The following is a 16,539-nucleotide window of genomic DNA, read 5'->3' as shown; positions in this document are numbered from 1 at the left end:
TCCTGTATTAATATGGTTAAATAGCAAAACGTATTATTTCATGAATCATAATTTCAAAGTGTCATAAGGTTTTTTACATAGTTTTTATTTCATATATGAGCAAAAAAATGGAAGTGGATAGAGGAATTCCGCTTCCTTATGTGGGAATGCTATGGAGATAAGATGTTTTAAAGGCACGAAGGCGATGGAAAATAGCAGGCCTTTCTTTGAAAAGCCAAGGCCCCCATAATGTGAATCTTTATGTACCTGCTATTTATTCGGACCTATCCTCAGGGCTTCGCCCAGCTGCTGACGGTCGGGCGACAAAAGGAAAGCGCCCTTATGGGCAGGCCAGGCGCCTTACTTCGCCCGACTTGATAATCCTATGCAGGATTGCCACCTGGGGAAGGAGCCTACGTTACGGGATTTACCTTTTTCTGATTAAGTCCCGCTAATCATTGCGATGGATTAGCCGCCTCCAGTGGCTTTCCCCTCGCCCGCAAGGGCGGCTTCCAGGGTTTATCATAAGAGGGCGCCCATTATTTTTTAAGTCGCCCCACCATCCTCACGTCCGCATGGCGTCTCCAGAAAGGCCCCACCTCAGCAGCCTTGTAAGAACGATACAAATTGCAGCTAAGTTAATCTGCTGATGGATAGGTTATCAATCAGCTGTCTTATTTCCCTGTGCGGCAAGGAGCTGATGGACCAGGGTTTTGAGTTCCCTGATTTCTTTGTCCTGCTTTTTGAGCTGGTCGTCCTGACGGGCGACGACTTCTCGCAGTTCTTTGATTTCCTGCAGGGAGGCCAGGCGGGCTGGGGACTTGCCCGACCCGCCGAGTTTGAAGCTGACGCCGGCATTAATCATGTTCTCGCCATTGCCGAAGTTAGTTGCGACGCTGAGCATAGTGTCATCATTCGGACGGTAGAATGCACCGACGGCTGTGCTGTTGGCATTGCGGTAATTGCCATAGCCCACGGCGAAGTTCCATTTATCTTCCGGGTCGAAGTCAAGCGGATGAAGGGCAGCCAGAGCGGCGGCGCCGGCGCCCACCTTGTTGATGCGATCGCCCAGCTGATTGATACGGACTTCTGTGCCATACAGCTGACTTCCATTCACTGCATCGGTGGATGTGGGAGAAATTTCGCCTTTCTTTAAATGGGTAATCTTTGTCCCGCCAAAATCAGCTCCCTCTTTGCTGATGGTAACGGTATCACCGGCTTTTATGGTTTTTCCGGCAACCGTATCTGCTGTCACTGTCTTAAACACGGGCGTATCTGACATATGTACGGTAATCGTTCCTTTATCCATAGAAGTGGACAGGTTTTTCCCGTCACCTTTGATGGAAATGGTATCGCCCAGCTGTGCATTATAGGGGTTTCCTGTATCTGCCGCAAAATTCATTCCTTTCGCAATATTTTTAGCATTCAAGGCAATGTTTTCAGTATTCGAGGCAACGCTCTGATTCGTTGCATACAGCTGACTGCCGTTCACTGCATCGGTGGAAGTATCAAGCACACGGCCTGCTGCAACATTTGTAATCGTGCGCTTGATGTTGTTATTTCCTATACTTACCGTACCCTTTGCCACTCCACCGGCGGTTCGATACGTTTTTCCTCCTACTGTCATACTTGCAGTTGAAACAGCTTCTGCAGTTTCCGAACTGTTTCCCAGGGCAACAGACCAATTATCATTCTTGCGTACTTTTGCATTCAGCCCAATGGCCACGCTGTATTTTCCGGAAGCGGAAGAAGCGCTGCCAATGGCAATGGCCTGGCTGTCCGACGCATCGGCTTTTTCACCAATGGCCACAGTGTCATTACTAGTAGATTTCGCTCCATCCCCAATGGCTATAGCATTCACTCCGGATGCCTGTGATGAAAGCCCTGCTGCTAAAGAACGTTCACCAGTCGCCTTGGCAGTAGTTCCCAATCCAAGAGAATCTTTCCCGGAAGCAACTGTATAATCGCCAAGGGCCGTTGCCCTGTAGTTAGTTGCCTGGGCCCCGGTGCCAACTGCCGTTGCACCGTTCGCTTGGTTCGGGCCCAGCGGATGTTCCTGATTTCCTGCCTTGCTCTTGTATCCAATGGCAACATTCGCCCCACCAAGAGAACTGATTTCATTGCCAAGGGTGATGGAATTTGAACTGGAAACGGTGTTATTATCGCCCTTGATAACAATACCAGCGCTGCCAGTCGTATTATTTGCGGCAAAAACCATGGCCTGTCCGTACATTAGAGAAAGCAATGCGATGATGGCTAGATACGTCCTCTTTTTCATGATTTCCTCCATTGAAGATAAATCAAATGCATTCTGAAAATTTCAAGAAACACATAGAGCCTGAAGCCAAGATTAGATTCATTTTTTCTTAGAATAGGACGTAATGTTACAGGAAGGTCAAATTGCATACAGGAATATAAACAAAAATCTGATAATACATGAATATGGTAAAATTCCGTTATTTCAGTACATCATCTATATCATTTCATCATATATTTCAAATTAACTATATAAATACCTCATATTCTTTCCTTTGTTCTTGATATTTTTCTGTATTTACGTCATCTATTTTGTGATTAAACAGCTGTGCAGTATTATTGGTAAAAAACGAATCGTATTATTCTATAAACCAGCCCCACGAAATCCCATAATTTTCTCAGGAATTTTTTATCCATAACAGGCAATGAAAAAAGGGAGCGAATAGAAGAAATCCGCTCCCGCAAGTGAGAATTCTATGGTTATAAAACGTTTCAAAGTGATGATGTCTCGAATCCAGCCACGCAAAAAGCAGAAAAGCCTATCAGGGGGAGTATCCAGGTAAGTTCAACCAATGAATCAGGCGTCTGCGCCTTGGCCCTCCCATTCGCATGGGTGCTGCTCGATACTTGGACGGTCGGGAAATTAAAAGGAAAGCCCTTTTATGTGCAGACTAAGGGCCAACTTTTCCCGACTTGCGTATCCTATGCAGGATACGCACATCAGAGAGAGGAAAGTCCTGCGATCGCTCTTCCTTATTGCTTTTCTGTCTTTTGTTTTTCTGCTTTCTTCTGTTTTCCCGGGCTTTCAGAAGCGGAAGGATGAAAAGTGGAATTCCCTGATGTCTCCCCTCTCCCCTGCCCTCTTCTCTACCGCGGATGTGGAAAAAGGCATTTAGGAAATGGGATTCATCATCTCATGAGGTCTTTTCATCCCTCTATTATTAATATCGTTTGAGGTTCGATTTTTTTACCCCCTGGAAGAAAAAAATTCAGAAAATTTCTTGGACCTATACTCAAGGCTCCGCCCAACTCCTTCCAAAGGAAGGAGCCTGCGTTACGTTCTATGATATGAGGCCAATAGAGCGGGGAGCATAGCGGTAGGAGATTTCGGGGCTCTGTGGAGATCCTGCATAGGACCTCCAAGTCAGCCGAAGTTGGCCTATAGCCTGCCCAATAAGAGGCTTTCCTATTGGCGGCTGACCGGCTGCACTCGAAATGACAGTTCGGCACGTGCCGTAGTGTTAGAGCCTTCATAAAAACAAAAAGGGGCTGTGAAAAAATACAGAAATGACACCGTTGCCACTCCACCTCACTGTCATTTCGACGGTCGGAAGCGGAGTGGAGAAATCTCATTCCACGATAGTATAAACCTCATTGCGGCGGGAGATTTCGGAGTTCAGAGCCTCAATAGAACGAAAGGCATTATCATTCATAACCACATGCAGCATCGCTCGAAATGACGTAGAGGCAGGAAGCAGACTGTCATTTAGCCAATTTCCATGGAAATTTATGTATACAAAAGGAGGGCTGTGAAAAATGTAAATCATTTTTTTCACAGCCCCTTTTCACCACAAAGAAACCCGGTGCCCTCCCATCCCCTATGCCCAATGAGTTCGGTGTCTGCATGGTCTACGGCCGCTGCTGTGTTATGACACGACGGCGCGAGCCAGGCATGAGTCTCCCGTCATTTCTGCCGTGATAGATGAGGAAGTTACGGATTTCTCTGCGTTTTCTTTTTACCTGATCAGGGAGGGGGGTAAAAGAGGTTAACCCATGGACGCCTTCCTTCCATACTTGCATCCCCTATGGCCATCTTGGGAATTTATGGATGACTTCTTTCCATTCTGCAGGTCTTTCACATCCCTCTACTATATAAATCGAAAAAATCGCGTTTTTGTGAACGCGAAAACGAAAAGTTTAATGATATTCTCATATTCCCTTCTGCTAATTGATATATATCGTCAGAGCGCACTCTTTCCTTAGTGATTCATAAAATTTCAAAGGCAGGTTGTAAAAAGAGGGGGCTTATGCAATATAAATGTATGGAGAGACAAAGCAGGAATCTTTCCATGGAAGGATTCCATTTTCCTTTCTGCTATGTATATCGCGAATATTCCGGCCGGAATGCAGCTTTGGCAGAAGGAAATAAAGAATCCCTGTATACAGATTTCCTGCTTCCTCTCTCCGGCTCCCCAGGCGCCTGGGAAGCAAAACGGATTCTGCAGAATAAGTTAAAGCAAGATAACATCAAAAACACGGATACCATCCCTTGCAGCATGAGCCCGCATTCCCGGACGACAAGTTCAAGGCGGCTGCAGGACTTTCCTGTATGCTCAGCGTTGACGCCTGATTCTGAGAGGCCCGCAATACTGTCTGGCACGGATTTGTATCCGTGTTTTTGTGCTGTCTTTTTCATCACAAAGAAACCCGGTGCCTCCCCCAGGCCAATGATTGCGGTATCTGCATGATTTCTTCCAAAAGGTCCAAAGGCTTGGCGTCCCGATTTCGCCCATGAAAAAAGGGCTGTGAAAAAATCTAAATGATTTCTTCACAGCCCCTTTTTTGAATCCGCTGGATTATAAGTCTTCGTAAAGCGGATATTTCTTGCAGAGGGCCGCTACTCTGTCGGCGCAGGATGCCTTGATGGCTGCGTCTTCAGGGTTCTTTACAACCGTAGCGATGATGTCTGCCACTTCCTTGAAGTCATCTTCCTTGAGGCCTCTGGTGGTGAGGGCCGGGGATCCGAGGCGGATGCCGCTGGTTACGAAGGGAGAGAGGGTTTCGAAGGGGATGGTGTTCCTGTTGGCAGTGATGCCGATTTCATCCAGTACGTTCTGGGCGACTTTGCCGGTAATGCCGATGGCTTTCATATCGGCCAGGAGGACGTGGGTATCAGTGCCGCCGGATACGACGCGGATGCCCTGTTTCTGCAGTTCGTCAGAGAGGACTTTTTCGTTCTTCTTGATCTGCTTTGCGTACTGCTTGAAGTCGTCGGTAAGATCTTCGCCGAAGGCTACAGCCTTAGCTGCAATGACGTGCATGAGGGGGCCGCCCTGCATGCCGGGGAATACGGCCTTGTCGATGGCTTTGGCATATTTTTCACGACACATGATGATGCCGCCCCTGGGGCCGCGGAGGGTCTTGTGGGTGGTGGTGGTTACGATATCGGCATAGGGCACGGGGCTTGGATATTCGCCGCCGGCTACGAGGCCTGCGAAGTGAGCCATATCCACCATGAAGAGGGCCCCTACTTCGTGGGCAATGGCTGCCATTCTTTCAAAGTCGATGATTCTGGAGTAAGCACTGGTGCCGCCGATAATGAGCTTCGGGCGGACTTCTTTGGCTGTCTTTTCCATAGCTTCGTAGTCCAGGAGTTCATCTTCTTTACGGACACCGTAGGGAACGACATTGAAGTAATTGCCGGAAATATTGACAGGGCTGCCGTGGGACAGATGGCCGCCGTCGGTGAGGTTCATGCCCATCATGGTATCTCCCGGTTTCAGGAGACCGTAGTATACGGCAAAGTTTGCCTGGGAGCCGGAATGGGGCTGTACATTGACGTGTTCGGCGCCGAAGAGTTCTTTGGCCCGGTCAATGGCCAGCTGTTCCACCTTGTCTACAAATTCGCAGCCGCCGTAGTATCTCTTGCCCGGATAGCCTTCAGCGTACTTGTTTGTAAGGACGCTTCCCTGGGCTTCCATCACTGCGTAGCTGACAATATTTTCAGAAGCAATCATTTCCAGCTTATTTCTCTGTCTGTTCAGTTCTTCCTGAATGGCTTCATATACCTGTTTGTCATCTTTTAAATGGTTCATACAATAAACTCCCTTCCTGCAAAACCTGCCGCCTCTATGCGGCACTCTCCCAAATCTATAGATAGCTGAATATGTTCAGGTATCAACAGTTTCATTGTACCATACCCATGGCCGTGGTACATAGATGAAATAAAAAAGGTCTGAAAGGGAGAAGACGCTTTTCGCCTCTCCTTTTCAAACCTCAGCTTTGAGTCATATACAGCTTTTATGCAATTATATCAGAAAGCACCTCTGTTGTCATCTTTTTTATAACGGGCCCTTTCGCCGCCAATGAGGGGCGGTCTTGTGCGGGCACCGGTGACGATGGCTTCGCCCACCCTGTTATGGGTCAGATGGACCGGCACAGCCACCCGTTTCAAGTGCATGCCGATCAAAGTCAGACCGATATCCAGACCCCCATCGGCTTTGATTTCTTCCACTGCCACAGGATCCCTGAAATGGTAGTAGGCATTGGTGGCAAAAGAGCCGCCGCCATGAAGCCAGGGCACGACGGTCACTTCTTCATAGCCATATTTCTCTGCAGTCTCCCTTTCCACAATAAGGGCACGGTTCAAATGCTCGCAGCACTGAAAAGCCAGACGAAGGCCATTCTTTTCCGCGATCTCCATCAGCGTTTCCACCACGGCGGTGCCCACTTCGTAGGAGCTGTCCTTACCGATACGGCCGCCCCGGATTTCGCTGGAGGAGCCGCCGATGACGATGAGGCTTCCCTTTCTGAAATGGGACTGGCTCAGCAGTTCTTCAAAGGCTTCCGCCGCTTCTTTCTTCAAATCTTCATACATGGGATTCATCTTCTTCTATTTTGGCAATCTTGCCGATTCTTCTGGCATGACGGCCGCCCTCAAAGGGGGTCTTCAGAAATTCATCCAGAATAAATTCAGCCAGCCCCGGTCCGATGACCCGGGCGCCCATGGTAATGACGTTGGCATCATTATGGGCTCTGGTGAAATGGGCAGAGAAGGTATCACCGCAGAGGGCTGCGCGAATGCCCTTCATCTTGTTGGCTGCAATACACATGCCGATACCGGTGCCGCAGATGAGGCAGGCATAGGTGGCTTCCCCTTTCTGCACCAGCCGGCAGGCTTTCTCCGCAAAGTCCGGATAATCGCAGGACTCTGTGGAATCGGTGCCGCAGTCGATGTACTCGATTTTTTCTTCATCCAGATGTTTCTTCAAAGACGCTTTCAGCTCAAATCCGCCATGATCACTGGCAATGGCAATCTTCATAGGACTCATCCTTTCCATGAACAATAGAACTTCCACACGGACTCATTGTACATCAGAATTGGCAGGGATGTAAAGGAAAAAGGGTCCAGGAGGCAGAGGGCGGTGGCGGCTTCGCCGCAGATAAAAAAAGGGGCGGCTGACGCCGCGGGTTGTGTAGAAGGGTTGCGGAAAAAGGTTCTTAGGATTGATGGGCCCTTTCGGGCCGGAGGGTTCTTAAGTTTGACGGCCCTTCGGGCCGAGGGTTGTGGTATCGCCCGCTGGGCGATGAGTATTATAATGCCGCCTTTCGGCGGTCACGTCCACATCGAGTATCATAATCATTCTTCCCCTCGTCTACCCCTTCACCGCTCAACGCATAGCGAAGAATAAAGTCCCCCCGCCGGGGGGAAGGTGGTGGCGCCAGCCACCAAAAGGGGTGCATTCCCTCGCTCTACAGTAAGCACGGGTTATAGTGCCCCTGAGGGGAAATGCCACGTAGTGGCAAAAGGGTGTACGAGGGTAAGCATACCAATGGAACTCACCATCATTCACCGCGGACCAGCTTTGCCCGACTTGGCAATTCTATGCAGAATCGCCGCCTGAGGAAGGGACTGACGTTACGTGCTTCCCTTTGTGTCCCCAGTGGTGCGTGACAAAGTACCAGAGTCTCAGTCCTTCTCTTTCTTTTCCACCACGATATGGTACCCCGATGCTTTGGTGAGGCGGTTCATGATGGCCAGGCCCAGGCCTTTATCATCGGTGCCTTCTCCTATGATCTGGTCCACCGGATGTTTGTTGAAATAGAGGAGGCCGGAAAAGAGGTTGTGGGCGAAGCTTTCTTTGCTGTCACGGCTGCCCCAGACGAAGACGGGAAGGTTTCTGTCCAGTTTGTCTGCGATTTCACGGCTCACGAAGAAGCCGTAGGTCTTGTCTTTCCTGCCTGCGAAGGAAAGGATTTCTTTTTCCACTTCTTCCCTGTTTCCCGTGTACACGGTGAGGGGGGCAGAAGGTGCGTAGTGGCGGTATTTCATGCCCGGCGCTTTGGGATGGGCATTTCCTTTGGCCAGAGCGCTGTCTACTACGGTGGGAGCAAAGGCGGAGAGCATTTCAAGGGTAATGCCGCCGGGGCGGTAGATGATGATTTTTCCCTTTTCGATGCCGATGACTGTGGATTCCACGCCGATGCGGCAGGGGCCATCGTCGATAATGGCTTCGATGCGGCCTTTCATGTCATGGTATACGTCTTGCGCCGTGGTCGGACTGGGTTTTGTGGAAAGATTGGCGCTGGGGCCGGAGATGGGGACACCGGCTGCGCGGATGAGGGCTCTGGTGGCCTCGTTGGCCGGGCAGCGGATGGCAATGGTGTCAAGGCCGCCGGAGGTGGCTTTGGGGATGATGTCTTTCTTTGGAAATACGATGGTCAGAGGTCCCGGCCAGAAGGCGTCCATCAGTTTTTCTTCCAGCGGTGTCACTTCTTTCACATAGCGGGACACTTCTTTCTTATCCGCCACATGAACAATGAGGGGGTTGTCTGAGGGCCGTCCTTTGGCGGCATATGTTTTCCTGGCTGCTTCTGCATCCAGGGCATTGGCACCCAGGCCGTACACTGTTTCCGTAGGAAAGGAAACAAGGCCCCCTTCTCTGATGATTTTTCCCAGTTCAAATACTCTTTTTTTGAAATATTCTTCATTCACCGGTACGATGTCCGTGGTCATGGTTCTGCCTTCTTCCTGCAGTATACGGCTCTTGCAATGCCGCCGTAATCGGTAATTACTTCAAAGGAATCAAATTTCCCTGTTTCTTTCAAAAGGTTCACCACATCAGCAGCCTGATGGATGCCGAATTCCGCCGCCAGAAAACCGCCATCTTTCAAATGTTCTGCAGCTCCTTCCGCCAGTTTCCGGTAGAAGGTGAGTCCATCAGCCCCGCCATCCAGGGCATTCATCGGTTCATGGCGCACTTCTTCGGCAAGGCCTCTGATGTCTCCTGTGGGAATGTAGGGCGGATTGGTGAGGATGCCGTCAAAGAGTTCCCCTTCTTCCAAGGCGTTGAGGTAGTCTCCCCTGCGCCAGGTGACCCGGTCATCCATTTTGAGGTTCCTGCCGTTTTCTTCTGCCAGGGCCAGGGCCTTTTCTGAAATATCTACGCCCACCCCTGTATCTTCCCTGCAGTAATAGAGGAAACTTAAAAGAATGGCGCCGCTGCCGGTACCCAGGTCCGCCACTGTAAGGCCCTGTTCATTTCTATGATACTGGATCACCTTTTCCAGCCAGGTTTCCGTATCAGGCCGGGGAATGAGCACGTCTTCATTCACTTTGAAGGTGAGACCCATGAATTCCTTTTCTCCAATAATAGCGGCTGTAGAAATACCACTCACCCGCTTTTTGATATATTCCCGGTACAGGGAAAGCTCCGAGGGCTCCACGATGAGGTCGAAGTCGGTGTAAAGGTAAATCCGCTGCTTATGGAGCACATGGGCCAGAAGGAGTTCGGCATCCAGACGGGGAGAATCCAGATGATGTTCCTGAAAGTAATGAGTTGTCCATAGAAGGAGCTTTTTAATGGTCCAAATGGTACTACCGGCCATTGGCTTCCCCTTCTTTCATCCGTCTTGCCAGATCCTCTTCCATGAGTCTGTCCAGAATGGGGTCCATATTTCCGTTCATGAAATCATCCAGCTGGTAAATGCTCATATTCACCCGATGGTCCGTCACACGTCCCTGGGGGTAATTATAGGTACGGATACGTTCAGACCGGTCGCCGGAGCCTACCTGGCTCTTCCTGTCGGCAGCTTCCTTGCTGATAGATGCACGGAGAGCCTGGTCATAGAGACGGGATTTCAGAATCTGCAGTGCCTTTTCCTTGTTCTGCCGCTGGCTTCTTTCATTCTGGCAGGTCACCACCATGCCCGTGGGCAGATGGGTAATACGAATGGCCGAGGAGGTTTTATTGATATGCTGTCCGCCGGCGCCGGAGGAACGGTACACATCGATGCGAAGGTCTTCTCTCCGGATATCCACATCCACATCTTCCGCTTCCGGAAGCACGGCTACGGTAACAGCGGAGGTGTGTACCCTGCCCTGGCTTTCGGTTTCAGGAATGCGCTGCACCCGGTGCACGCCGCTTTCAAATTTCAGAATGGAGTAGGCATTCTTTCCTTCAATGGTGCATGTCACTTCCTTGAAACCGCCCAGGTCCGTTTCATTGGCATTGGCAATCTCCAGTTTCCAGCCTTTCCGTTCTGCAAACTTGATGTACATCTTGAGAAGGTCCGCTGCAAAGAGGGCTGCCTCTTCACCGCCAGTGCCGGCACGGATTTCAAGAATGACATTCTTGCCATCATTGGGGTCCTTGGGAATGAGCATTTTATGGATTTCCAGGTCCAGCTCTTCCATTTTCTTTTCATTTTCCTTCAGGTCTTCCTTGGCCAGCTCGTGGAGGTCCGCCTGGGACTTGTCTTCCAGAATGTCCTTCGCATCCCTGACAGCCTGGTCCGCTTCCTTGTATTCCCGGTACCTGGCTACAATGTCCCCCAGTTCCGCATGTTCCTTGGACAGGGTCCGCCATCTGTTCTGGTCCGCAATGACAGAGGGGTCGCTGAGCTGGTCCTCCAGGGTCACATAACGGGCTTCCATGCCCTCCAGTTTACTCGTCTGCATATGATTACTCCTTTATATGAAATGTAAGAAATCCTTCTTTAATATGTATAAAGTATATCACAGGGTGAAAATGGGCAGTAAAAAACAGGGCCTTGCGCCCTGTTTCTCAGTCGGATGTTTTTCCGTAACGTTTGTTGAACTTTTCGATACGGCCGCGAGCCTTTCCGAAACGCTGCTGTCCTGTATAGAACGGATGGGATTTGCTGCTGATATCAATATTGATCAGCGGGTATTCATTGCCATCTTCCCATTTCACAGTCTGGTTGGAAGTAGCTGTAGAACGGGTCAGGAAAGAGTAGTCAGCACCGATATCACGGAAAACGACTGGATGATAATCCGGATGGATTCCCTTCTTCACTTGTTGCACCTCATTTCAAATACATAGATAATTCTTTGCTATTATAACAAACGATCCCATCGAATGCAAGGGATAATTTTAGAAAAAGTCCCCTGCTCTTTCGCTTTTGTGCCAGAACCTGAAGACATAAGGTACAAATACATGTTTCCAGTCCCTGGTTTTACCCCTTTTCCAAGGAAGTCTTCGTTTCTAACTTTTGATTCATCTTTTTCAAAAATATGAGTAAGGCACGTTAATATTTCATGTCCAATTATTAGAAATTGTCAAAAAACTTATTGACTTTGCCATAATGTTGTACTAAACTTAAGTCATGTAAAGTACAGCGCATGAAGAATGTACAAGTACCTGGGAAACATCTTGTACTTTCGGGTTTGGACTGTACATAACCCTGCATTCCAGGGAAATTTTCAAAGGAGTGATTTTTCATGAAAAGAAGTATTAAAAGTGTTTTAACTGCATCTATGGCAGCTCTCTGCGTTATGGGAATGGGTATGTCCGTCAATGCGTACGAACTGAACCCGGAAGTAAAAGACGTAACTCCGGCCCTTCGTGAAGCTTCCACTGTAGGTGTATGGACACATGAAAACCCGGCAATGAAAAACGCACCGGATAAAGATGCCATCCTGGTTATGACCTTCGGCACCACTTTTACCGATACTCGTCATAAGACCATTGATGCCGTAGAAAAAGCTATCCAGGAAGCGAACCCGAACGTACCGGTATACGAAGCCTATACTTCCCACATCATTATTGACCGCGTAAAAGCTAAAGAAGGCATCACCAAGCTGACTCCGGAAGAAGCTTTTGCCAAGCTGAAAGCTGACGGCTACACCCGCGTAGCTGTTGTTTCCCTGGACGTCATTCCGGGCATGGAATACAGCTATGACTCCGTAGTCACCAAGATGCAGGCTCCTAACTTCAAGAAGATTTCCCTTGCTACCCCACTCATGTATTTCCAGGGCACCGAAGGCGAACCGGACCAGGTTGTTGATTTCCTGAAAGCCGTTTCCACCCAGTTCCCGAAGATGGGCGCTCACGATGCTACCCTTATCATGGCTCATGGCACTCCGCATCCCGGCAACGCTTACTACAGCGTTATCCAGGACAGACTCCATCAACTGGGCATGAACAATGTATTCGTTTACTCCGTTGAAGGCCGTCCGAACCTGGAAGACGTCATTCCGAAACTGAAAGCAGGCGGCTTCAATCATGTAACCCTCATGCCGATCATGATGGTTGCCGGCGACCATGCAAATAACGATATGGCCGGATCTGAACCGGACTCCCACAAGAGCCAGCTGGAAGCACAGGGCTTCAAAGTTTCCACCTACATCCACGGCCTTGGTGAAAACAAAGCTGTCAGAGATATCTATGTACAGCGCGCTGATGAAGCACTGGCAGCACTGCAGAAATAATTTGTGGTATGATATGTAAGAGATGATTTGTCTCTGCATTGGACCCCTTCGTCATCTCGGCGAAGGGGTCTATTTCATATTAATAAAAATAAAGGAGAATCTGATGAAAAAAGTACTAGCAGCAGCTGCCGCTGCCATCCTCTGCTTTTCCCTATCCGCCTGCGGCACGTCCAAGCAGGAAGGAAACGGGAACGGCGTCACCTACACCTACAAAGACCAGACCATTACCATGAAGGCGCCGCCCAAGCGAATAATTGAACTGTCCGCTCCCCTTCTCAACATGGCCTATGCTGTAGGCGGCACTTCCGCAGCCCGGCCGGAAACGACAAGCCCCATTCCGGAAGAAGCCAAATCCCTCCCTACCCTGGGCCACGTACAGAACATTAATATGGAAACCCTGGTCGGTATGAAACCAGACCTGGTGCTCGGTGAAAAGAACCAGAATTCCAAACTGGAGTCACTCTTAAAGAGCAACAAAATCCCCTACCTCCTCGTCCAATACGACGGCATTACTGATAATGTACCCCTCCTGAAATTTATGGGTCAGCTCTATGACCAGCAGGCCAAAGCGGACAACGTGATCAAAACCTATGAAGAAGGAGTAAAGGCGGTGGAAGATAAAGCCGCTTCCAAGACGCCGGCCAAAGTCGCTGTCCTTCGCGCCACCGGCAAGGATGTGACGGCAGAAACACCGAAATCCATCTGCGCCTCCATGGTGGAAATGCTGAAAATGGACAACGTCATCACCAATCATAAAGACATCAAACTGGACAGCAAAACCGTCCCCTACTCTCTGGAACAGCTCTCTGCTGATGATCCCGACACCATCTTCATTGTCACCATGGGCAAGCAGAATGAAATCAACAAGAAACTGGACGAATCCATGAGAAGCAACCCTTCCTGGGCCCACCTGAAAGCGGTGCAGAACAACCGGGTCTACTTCCTGGAACCGGACCTCTTCCTCATGAACCCCGGCATACGGACACCGGAAGCCATGGAAAAGCTTTACCAGCTGGCTTATGGAGAATAAAGGAAACAAAAAAAGGGGCTGTGAAGAAATGACACAGATGCTACCCTGCCCCACCGTCATTTCGACGAAAGCGTTGCGTAGTGGAGAAATCTCACTTCCTAATGGTAACAGGAGGACGGTGGCAGGAGATCTCTCGACTCAGAGTCTCTATAGTGCCTGGAACCCTTTGTCCTGCTAACGACATGGAGCTCCGCTCGAGATGACAATGAGGACAAGCCCCTTACTGTCATTGACACAAAAAAAGACACCAAAAAGGGGCTGTGAAGAAATGATTTACATTTTTTCACAGCCCCTTTTTTATTGTCCCGCCACAGGGGAAAATCCTCAGGTGCACCGGCCCTATGGGGTGCCCGGCACTTATGTATGCGATTTATCAAGAAGCCCGTTGATGCAGATCATGGGCCTTCCTTTTCTCATTTCCACATCCGCATCTACGTCAAAGACTTCAGCTATGGCTTCATGGGTCATGACTTCCATAGGCGGGCCATGGCGCTGGATGATGCCGTTTTCAAGGACCAGAAGATCCGTAGAATAGCGGACAGCCTGGTTGATCTCATGAAGCACCATGACCACCGTCAGATTTTCTTCCCGGTTCAGCCTGGACACCAGTTCCATCACTTCCAGCTGGTGGCACACATCCAGATAGGTGGTGGGTTCGTCGAGAATCAGTATTTTAGGTTCCTGGGCTAAAGCCATGGCGATCCACACTCTCTGCCTTTCACCGCCGGAGAGGCTGGCCACAAGGCGGTCTTTCAGGTGGGTGGTGTTTGTTTTTTTCATAACCTCCGCCACCACTTCCCGGTCCCTGGTGGAAACGCCGCTCCACCAGTGCTGATAAGGATAGCGGCCGCAGGAAACCAGTTCTTCTGCCGTCATGTCTTTGGGCACGTCGTGGAACTGGGGCAGGAAGGCCACCACCCGGGCCATTTCGTCGGAACTGTAGGAAGAAAGGGGCCTGCCGTCGATTTCAATGGAACCCTGCTGGGGCTTCAGATTTCCGGTCACCGTCTTCAAAAGGGTCGATTTGCCGCAGCCGTTTCTTCCTAAAAAGGTAACAATACTCCCCCTTCTGATGATGCCGCTGGCACCTCGTAGAACGTGATGGTTTCCAAAGGAAACATGAATGTCCGAAATTTTAATGGCTATATCGTTCGTACTCATCATGCGCTCCTCCTTAAGAGATACAGGAAGAAAGGCGCACCCAGAAAGGCCATGATAATCCCGGCCGGGATTTCAATGGGCGAAAAGAGCACCCGTCCCAAGGTATCGCAGAATACAAGCACCCCGGCCCCCAGAATGGCAGAGCCCGGCACCACATACTTATAGTCCGTACCGATGATGAGACGTACAATATGGGGCACCACCAGTCCTACAAAACCGATAAGTCCTGCAATGCTGACGGCACCGGCAGCCAGAAGGGCCGCCACGGCGGTCATAGAGAACCGTACCTTTTCTACCGGCACTCCCAGGCCCCGGGCCGTTTCATCGCCAAGACTCAGGATGGTGAGGGCCTTGCAGCCTGCCAGTGCCAGAACCAGACCAAGAACGGTGTAAGGAAAGAGGGCTTCCACCTGGGGCCAGCTTCTGGCCGAGAGACCGCCTACCATCCACAGAAGGGCGCCCTGCACTTTATCGGAATAGAAAACAAGAAGGGCGGAAATCCCGCTTCCCAGAAAAGCGCTCACTGCCACACCAGCCAGAATAATGCGGCTGGGACGAATGCCATTCTTCCAGGCCAGGGCATAGACCGCCGCTGCCGAAAGCATGGCGCCCACAAAGGCCACCGGTGTCAGAAGAAGGGATGCCTCCGGCATGAAAATCAGCATCATCACACCTGCCAGGCCTGCACCGCTGGAAACACCTACAATGCCGGGATCCGCCAGGGGATTCTTCATCACCGCCTGCAGAATAGCGCCGGATACAGCCAGATTGGCACCCACCAGGGCGCCCACTATATTTCTTGGGAACCGGATATTCCAGATAACCATGTCATCCGTCGTTTCCACATGGCCCATCAGGGTATGCATGATGGAGGCGAAGGAAATATCGGCAGAACCGAAAATCAGGCTGAAAACCATGGCAAATGCAGTAAAGGCGGCAAAAATAAAGATAATGAAAATGCGAAGGCCCCTGCTCTTCCCGGTTTCGTTTCTTTTCTCTTCCATACACCCACTCCTTCAAAAGAGAAAATACAAAAAGAAGCAGTGCTGATTCTTTCAATCACCCGCTGCTTCTCTAATGGAACAGTATCAAAATATCAGTACTATTTAATTATAGCATCTTCAGATATTAATACAAGAGGTATAGACGCCGCGCGGGCGCCCAGGGGAAAGGTTCTTAAGATGGACCGGCCCCATGGGCCGGAGGGTTCGTAAGTTTGACGGCCCTTCGGGCCGAGGGTTGCGGATTGCCCGTTGGGCAATACTTATGAAGTCAGCGTTACGGGATTGTCGTTATGGGTCATATAGCTTGATACGCATTCTGCTGACTGGCTCGCTGCGCTCGCCACCCCCTATCCGGGCTGCGCCGGACTTCCCCCTGTTCAGGGGGCAGAATAGGTTTCTATGCTTTCCTGCAGAGACATGGCTCCATGGCTAAGCACCCATAGTCCCACTGTGGAGGTCCTGCATAGGACCTCCAAGTGGGGCGAAGTAAGGCGCCTAGCCTGCCCATTAAGGCGCTTTCCTTTTGCCGCCCCACCGAACCGCGGTGGCAAGGGAACTGGATTCGCAGGGAGCCGTAGGCGACTGAGAATCCAGTGACACGCTTCCCAACGGGGCGAGAAGGTGGTGGCGCCAGCCACCAAAGGGGGATGCATTTC

Annotated in this window: 13 protein-coding genes; 3 read left to right on the top strand and 10 right to left on the bottom strand. The window is 50.3% G+C overall.

Features of this window, described 5'->3' with window-relative positions:
• Positions 1-640: 640 nt before the first annotated feature.
• Positions 641-2,257, bottom strand: a complete 1,617-nt coding sequence (locus HMPREF9453_RS02425; protein WP_008858979.1) for a YadA-like family protein — start codon at positions 2,255-2,257, stop codon at positions 641-643.
• 2,005 nt (positions 2,258-4,262) lie between these two features.
• Here HMPREF9453_RS02425 and HMPREF9453_RS12240 point away from each other — a divergent pair.
• Complete coding sequence (locus HMPREF9453_RS12240; protein WP_222859638.1) at positions 4,263-4,703, top strand: hypothetical protein; 441 nt, start codon at positions 4,263-4,265, stop codon at positions 4,701-4,703.
• 108 nt (positions 4,704-4,811) lie between these two features.
• Here HMPREF9453_RS12240 and HMPREF9453_RS02410 read toward each other — a convergent pair whose 3' ends face one another.
• From HMPREF9453_RS02410 to HMPREF9453_RS02375, 7 genes are all read right to left on the bottom strand, one after another.
• A complete protein-coding gene (locus tag HMPREF9453_RS02410) occupies positions 4,812-6,050 on the bottom strand; it encodes a serine hydroxymethyltransferase (RefSeq protein WP_008858976.1) in 1,239 nt (412 codons plus the stop codon).
• 218 nt (positions 6,051-6,268) lie between these two features.
• The gene (locus HMPREF9453_RS02405; RefSeq protein ID WP_008858975.1) at positions 6,269-6,832 is read right to left on the bottom strand and encodes a TIGR01440 family protein; all 564 of its coding nucleotides are present in this window, start codon (positions 6,830-6,832) and stop codon (positions 6,269-6,271) included.
• Positions 6,825-7,277 carry a ribose 5-phosphate isomerase B gene (gene rpiB / locus HMPREF9453_RS02400; RefSeq protein ID WP_008858974.1) on the bottom strand — a complete coding sequence of 151 codons (453 nt, stop codon included), beginning with the start codon at positions 7,275-7,277 and terminating at the stop codon, positions 6,825-6,827. The genes HMPREF9453_RS02405 and rpiB overlap by 8 nt, the downstream gene beginning before the upstream one ends.
• A gap of 647 nt (positions 7,278-7,924) precedes the next feature.
• Positions 7,925-8,971: an L-threonylcarbamoyladenylate synthase gene (locus tag HMPREF9453_RS02390; RefSeq protein ID WP_008858972.1), complete on the bottom strand. Its 1,047-nt coding sequence runs from the start codon at positions 8,969-8,971 to the stop codon at positions 7,925-7,927.
• Positions 8,968-9,843, bottom strand: coding sequence for a peptide chain release factor N(5)-glutamine methyltransferase (prmC, locus tag HMPREF9453_RS02385; RefSeq protein WP_008858971.1), 876 nt, complete (start codon positions 9,841-9,843; stop codon positions 8,968-8,970). Before prmC ends, HMPREF9453_RS02390 begins: the two co-directional genes overlap by 4 nt.
• On the bottom strand, positions 9,833-10,915 hold the full coding sequence (gene prfA, locus HMPREF9453_RS02380) for a peptide chain release factor 1 (RefSeq protein WP_008858970.1): 1,083 nt from the start codon (positions 10,913-10,915) through the stop codon (positions 9,833-9,835). The genes prmC and prfA overlap by 11 nt, the downstream gene beginning before the upstream one ends.
• A gap of 106 nt (positions 10,916-11,021) precedes the next feature.
• Positions 11,022-11,273 carry a type B 50S ribosomal protein L31 gene (locus HMPREF9453_RS02375; protein ID WP_008858969.1) on the bottom strand — a complete coding sequence of 84 codons (252 nt, stop codon included), beginning with the start codon at positions 11,271-11,273 and terminating at the stop codon, positions 11,022-11,024.
• Between the two features lie 425 nt (positions 11,274-11,698).
• Between HMPREF9453_RS02375 and HMPREF9453_RS02370 the strand changes: the two genes are divergently transcribed.
• Together HMPREF9453_RS02370 and HMPREF9453_RS02365 are read left to right on the top strand one after the other, a co-directional pair.
• The gene (locus tag HMPREF9453_RS02370) at positions 11,699-12,688 is read left to right on the top strand and encodes a sirohydrochlorin cobaltochelatase (protein WP_008858968.1); all 990 of its coding nucleotides are present in this window, start codon (positions 11,699-11,701) and stop codon (positions 12,686-12,688) included.
• A gap of 103 nt (positions 12,689-12,791) precedes the next feature.
• Positions 12,792-13,718, top strand: coding sequence for an ABC transporter substrate-binding protein (locus HMPREF9453_RS02365; protein ID WP_008858967.1), 927 nt, complete (start codon positions 12,792-12,794; stop codon positions 13,716-13,718).
• Between the two features lie 357 nt (positions 13,719-14,075).
• Here HMPREF9453_RS02365 and HMPREF9453_RS02360 read toward each other — a convergent pair whose 3' ends face one another.
• Together HMPREF9453_RS02360 and HMPREF9453_RS02355 are read right to left on the bottom strand one after the other, a co-directional pair.
• Positions 14,076-14,882 (bottom strand): ABC transporter ATP-binding protein, encoded by an 807-nt coding sequence (locus HMPREF9453_RS02360; RefSeq protein ID WP_008858966.1) that lies wholly within the window; start codon positions 14,880-14,882, stop codon positions 14,076-14,078.
• Entirely contained in the window at positions 14,879-15,883 is a 1,005-nt protein-coding gene (locus tag HMPREF9453_RS02355) for a FecCD family ABC transporter permease (RefSeq protein WP_008858965.1), read from the bottom strand. The genes HMPREF9453_RS02360 and HMPREF9453_RS02355 overlap by 4 nt, the downstream gene beginning before the upstream one ends.
• Positions 15,884-16,539: the final 656 nt, after the last annotated feature.

Origin of the sequence: Dialister succinatiphilus YIT 11850, assembly GCF_000242435.1 — a bacterium.
GTDB lineage: Bacteria > Bacillota > Negativicutes > Veillonellales > Dialisteraceae > Dialister > Dialister succinatiphilus.
This window is presented reverse-complemented; position numbering and strand designations above follow the sequence as displayed.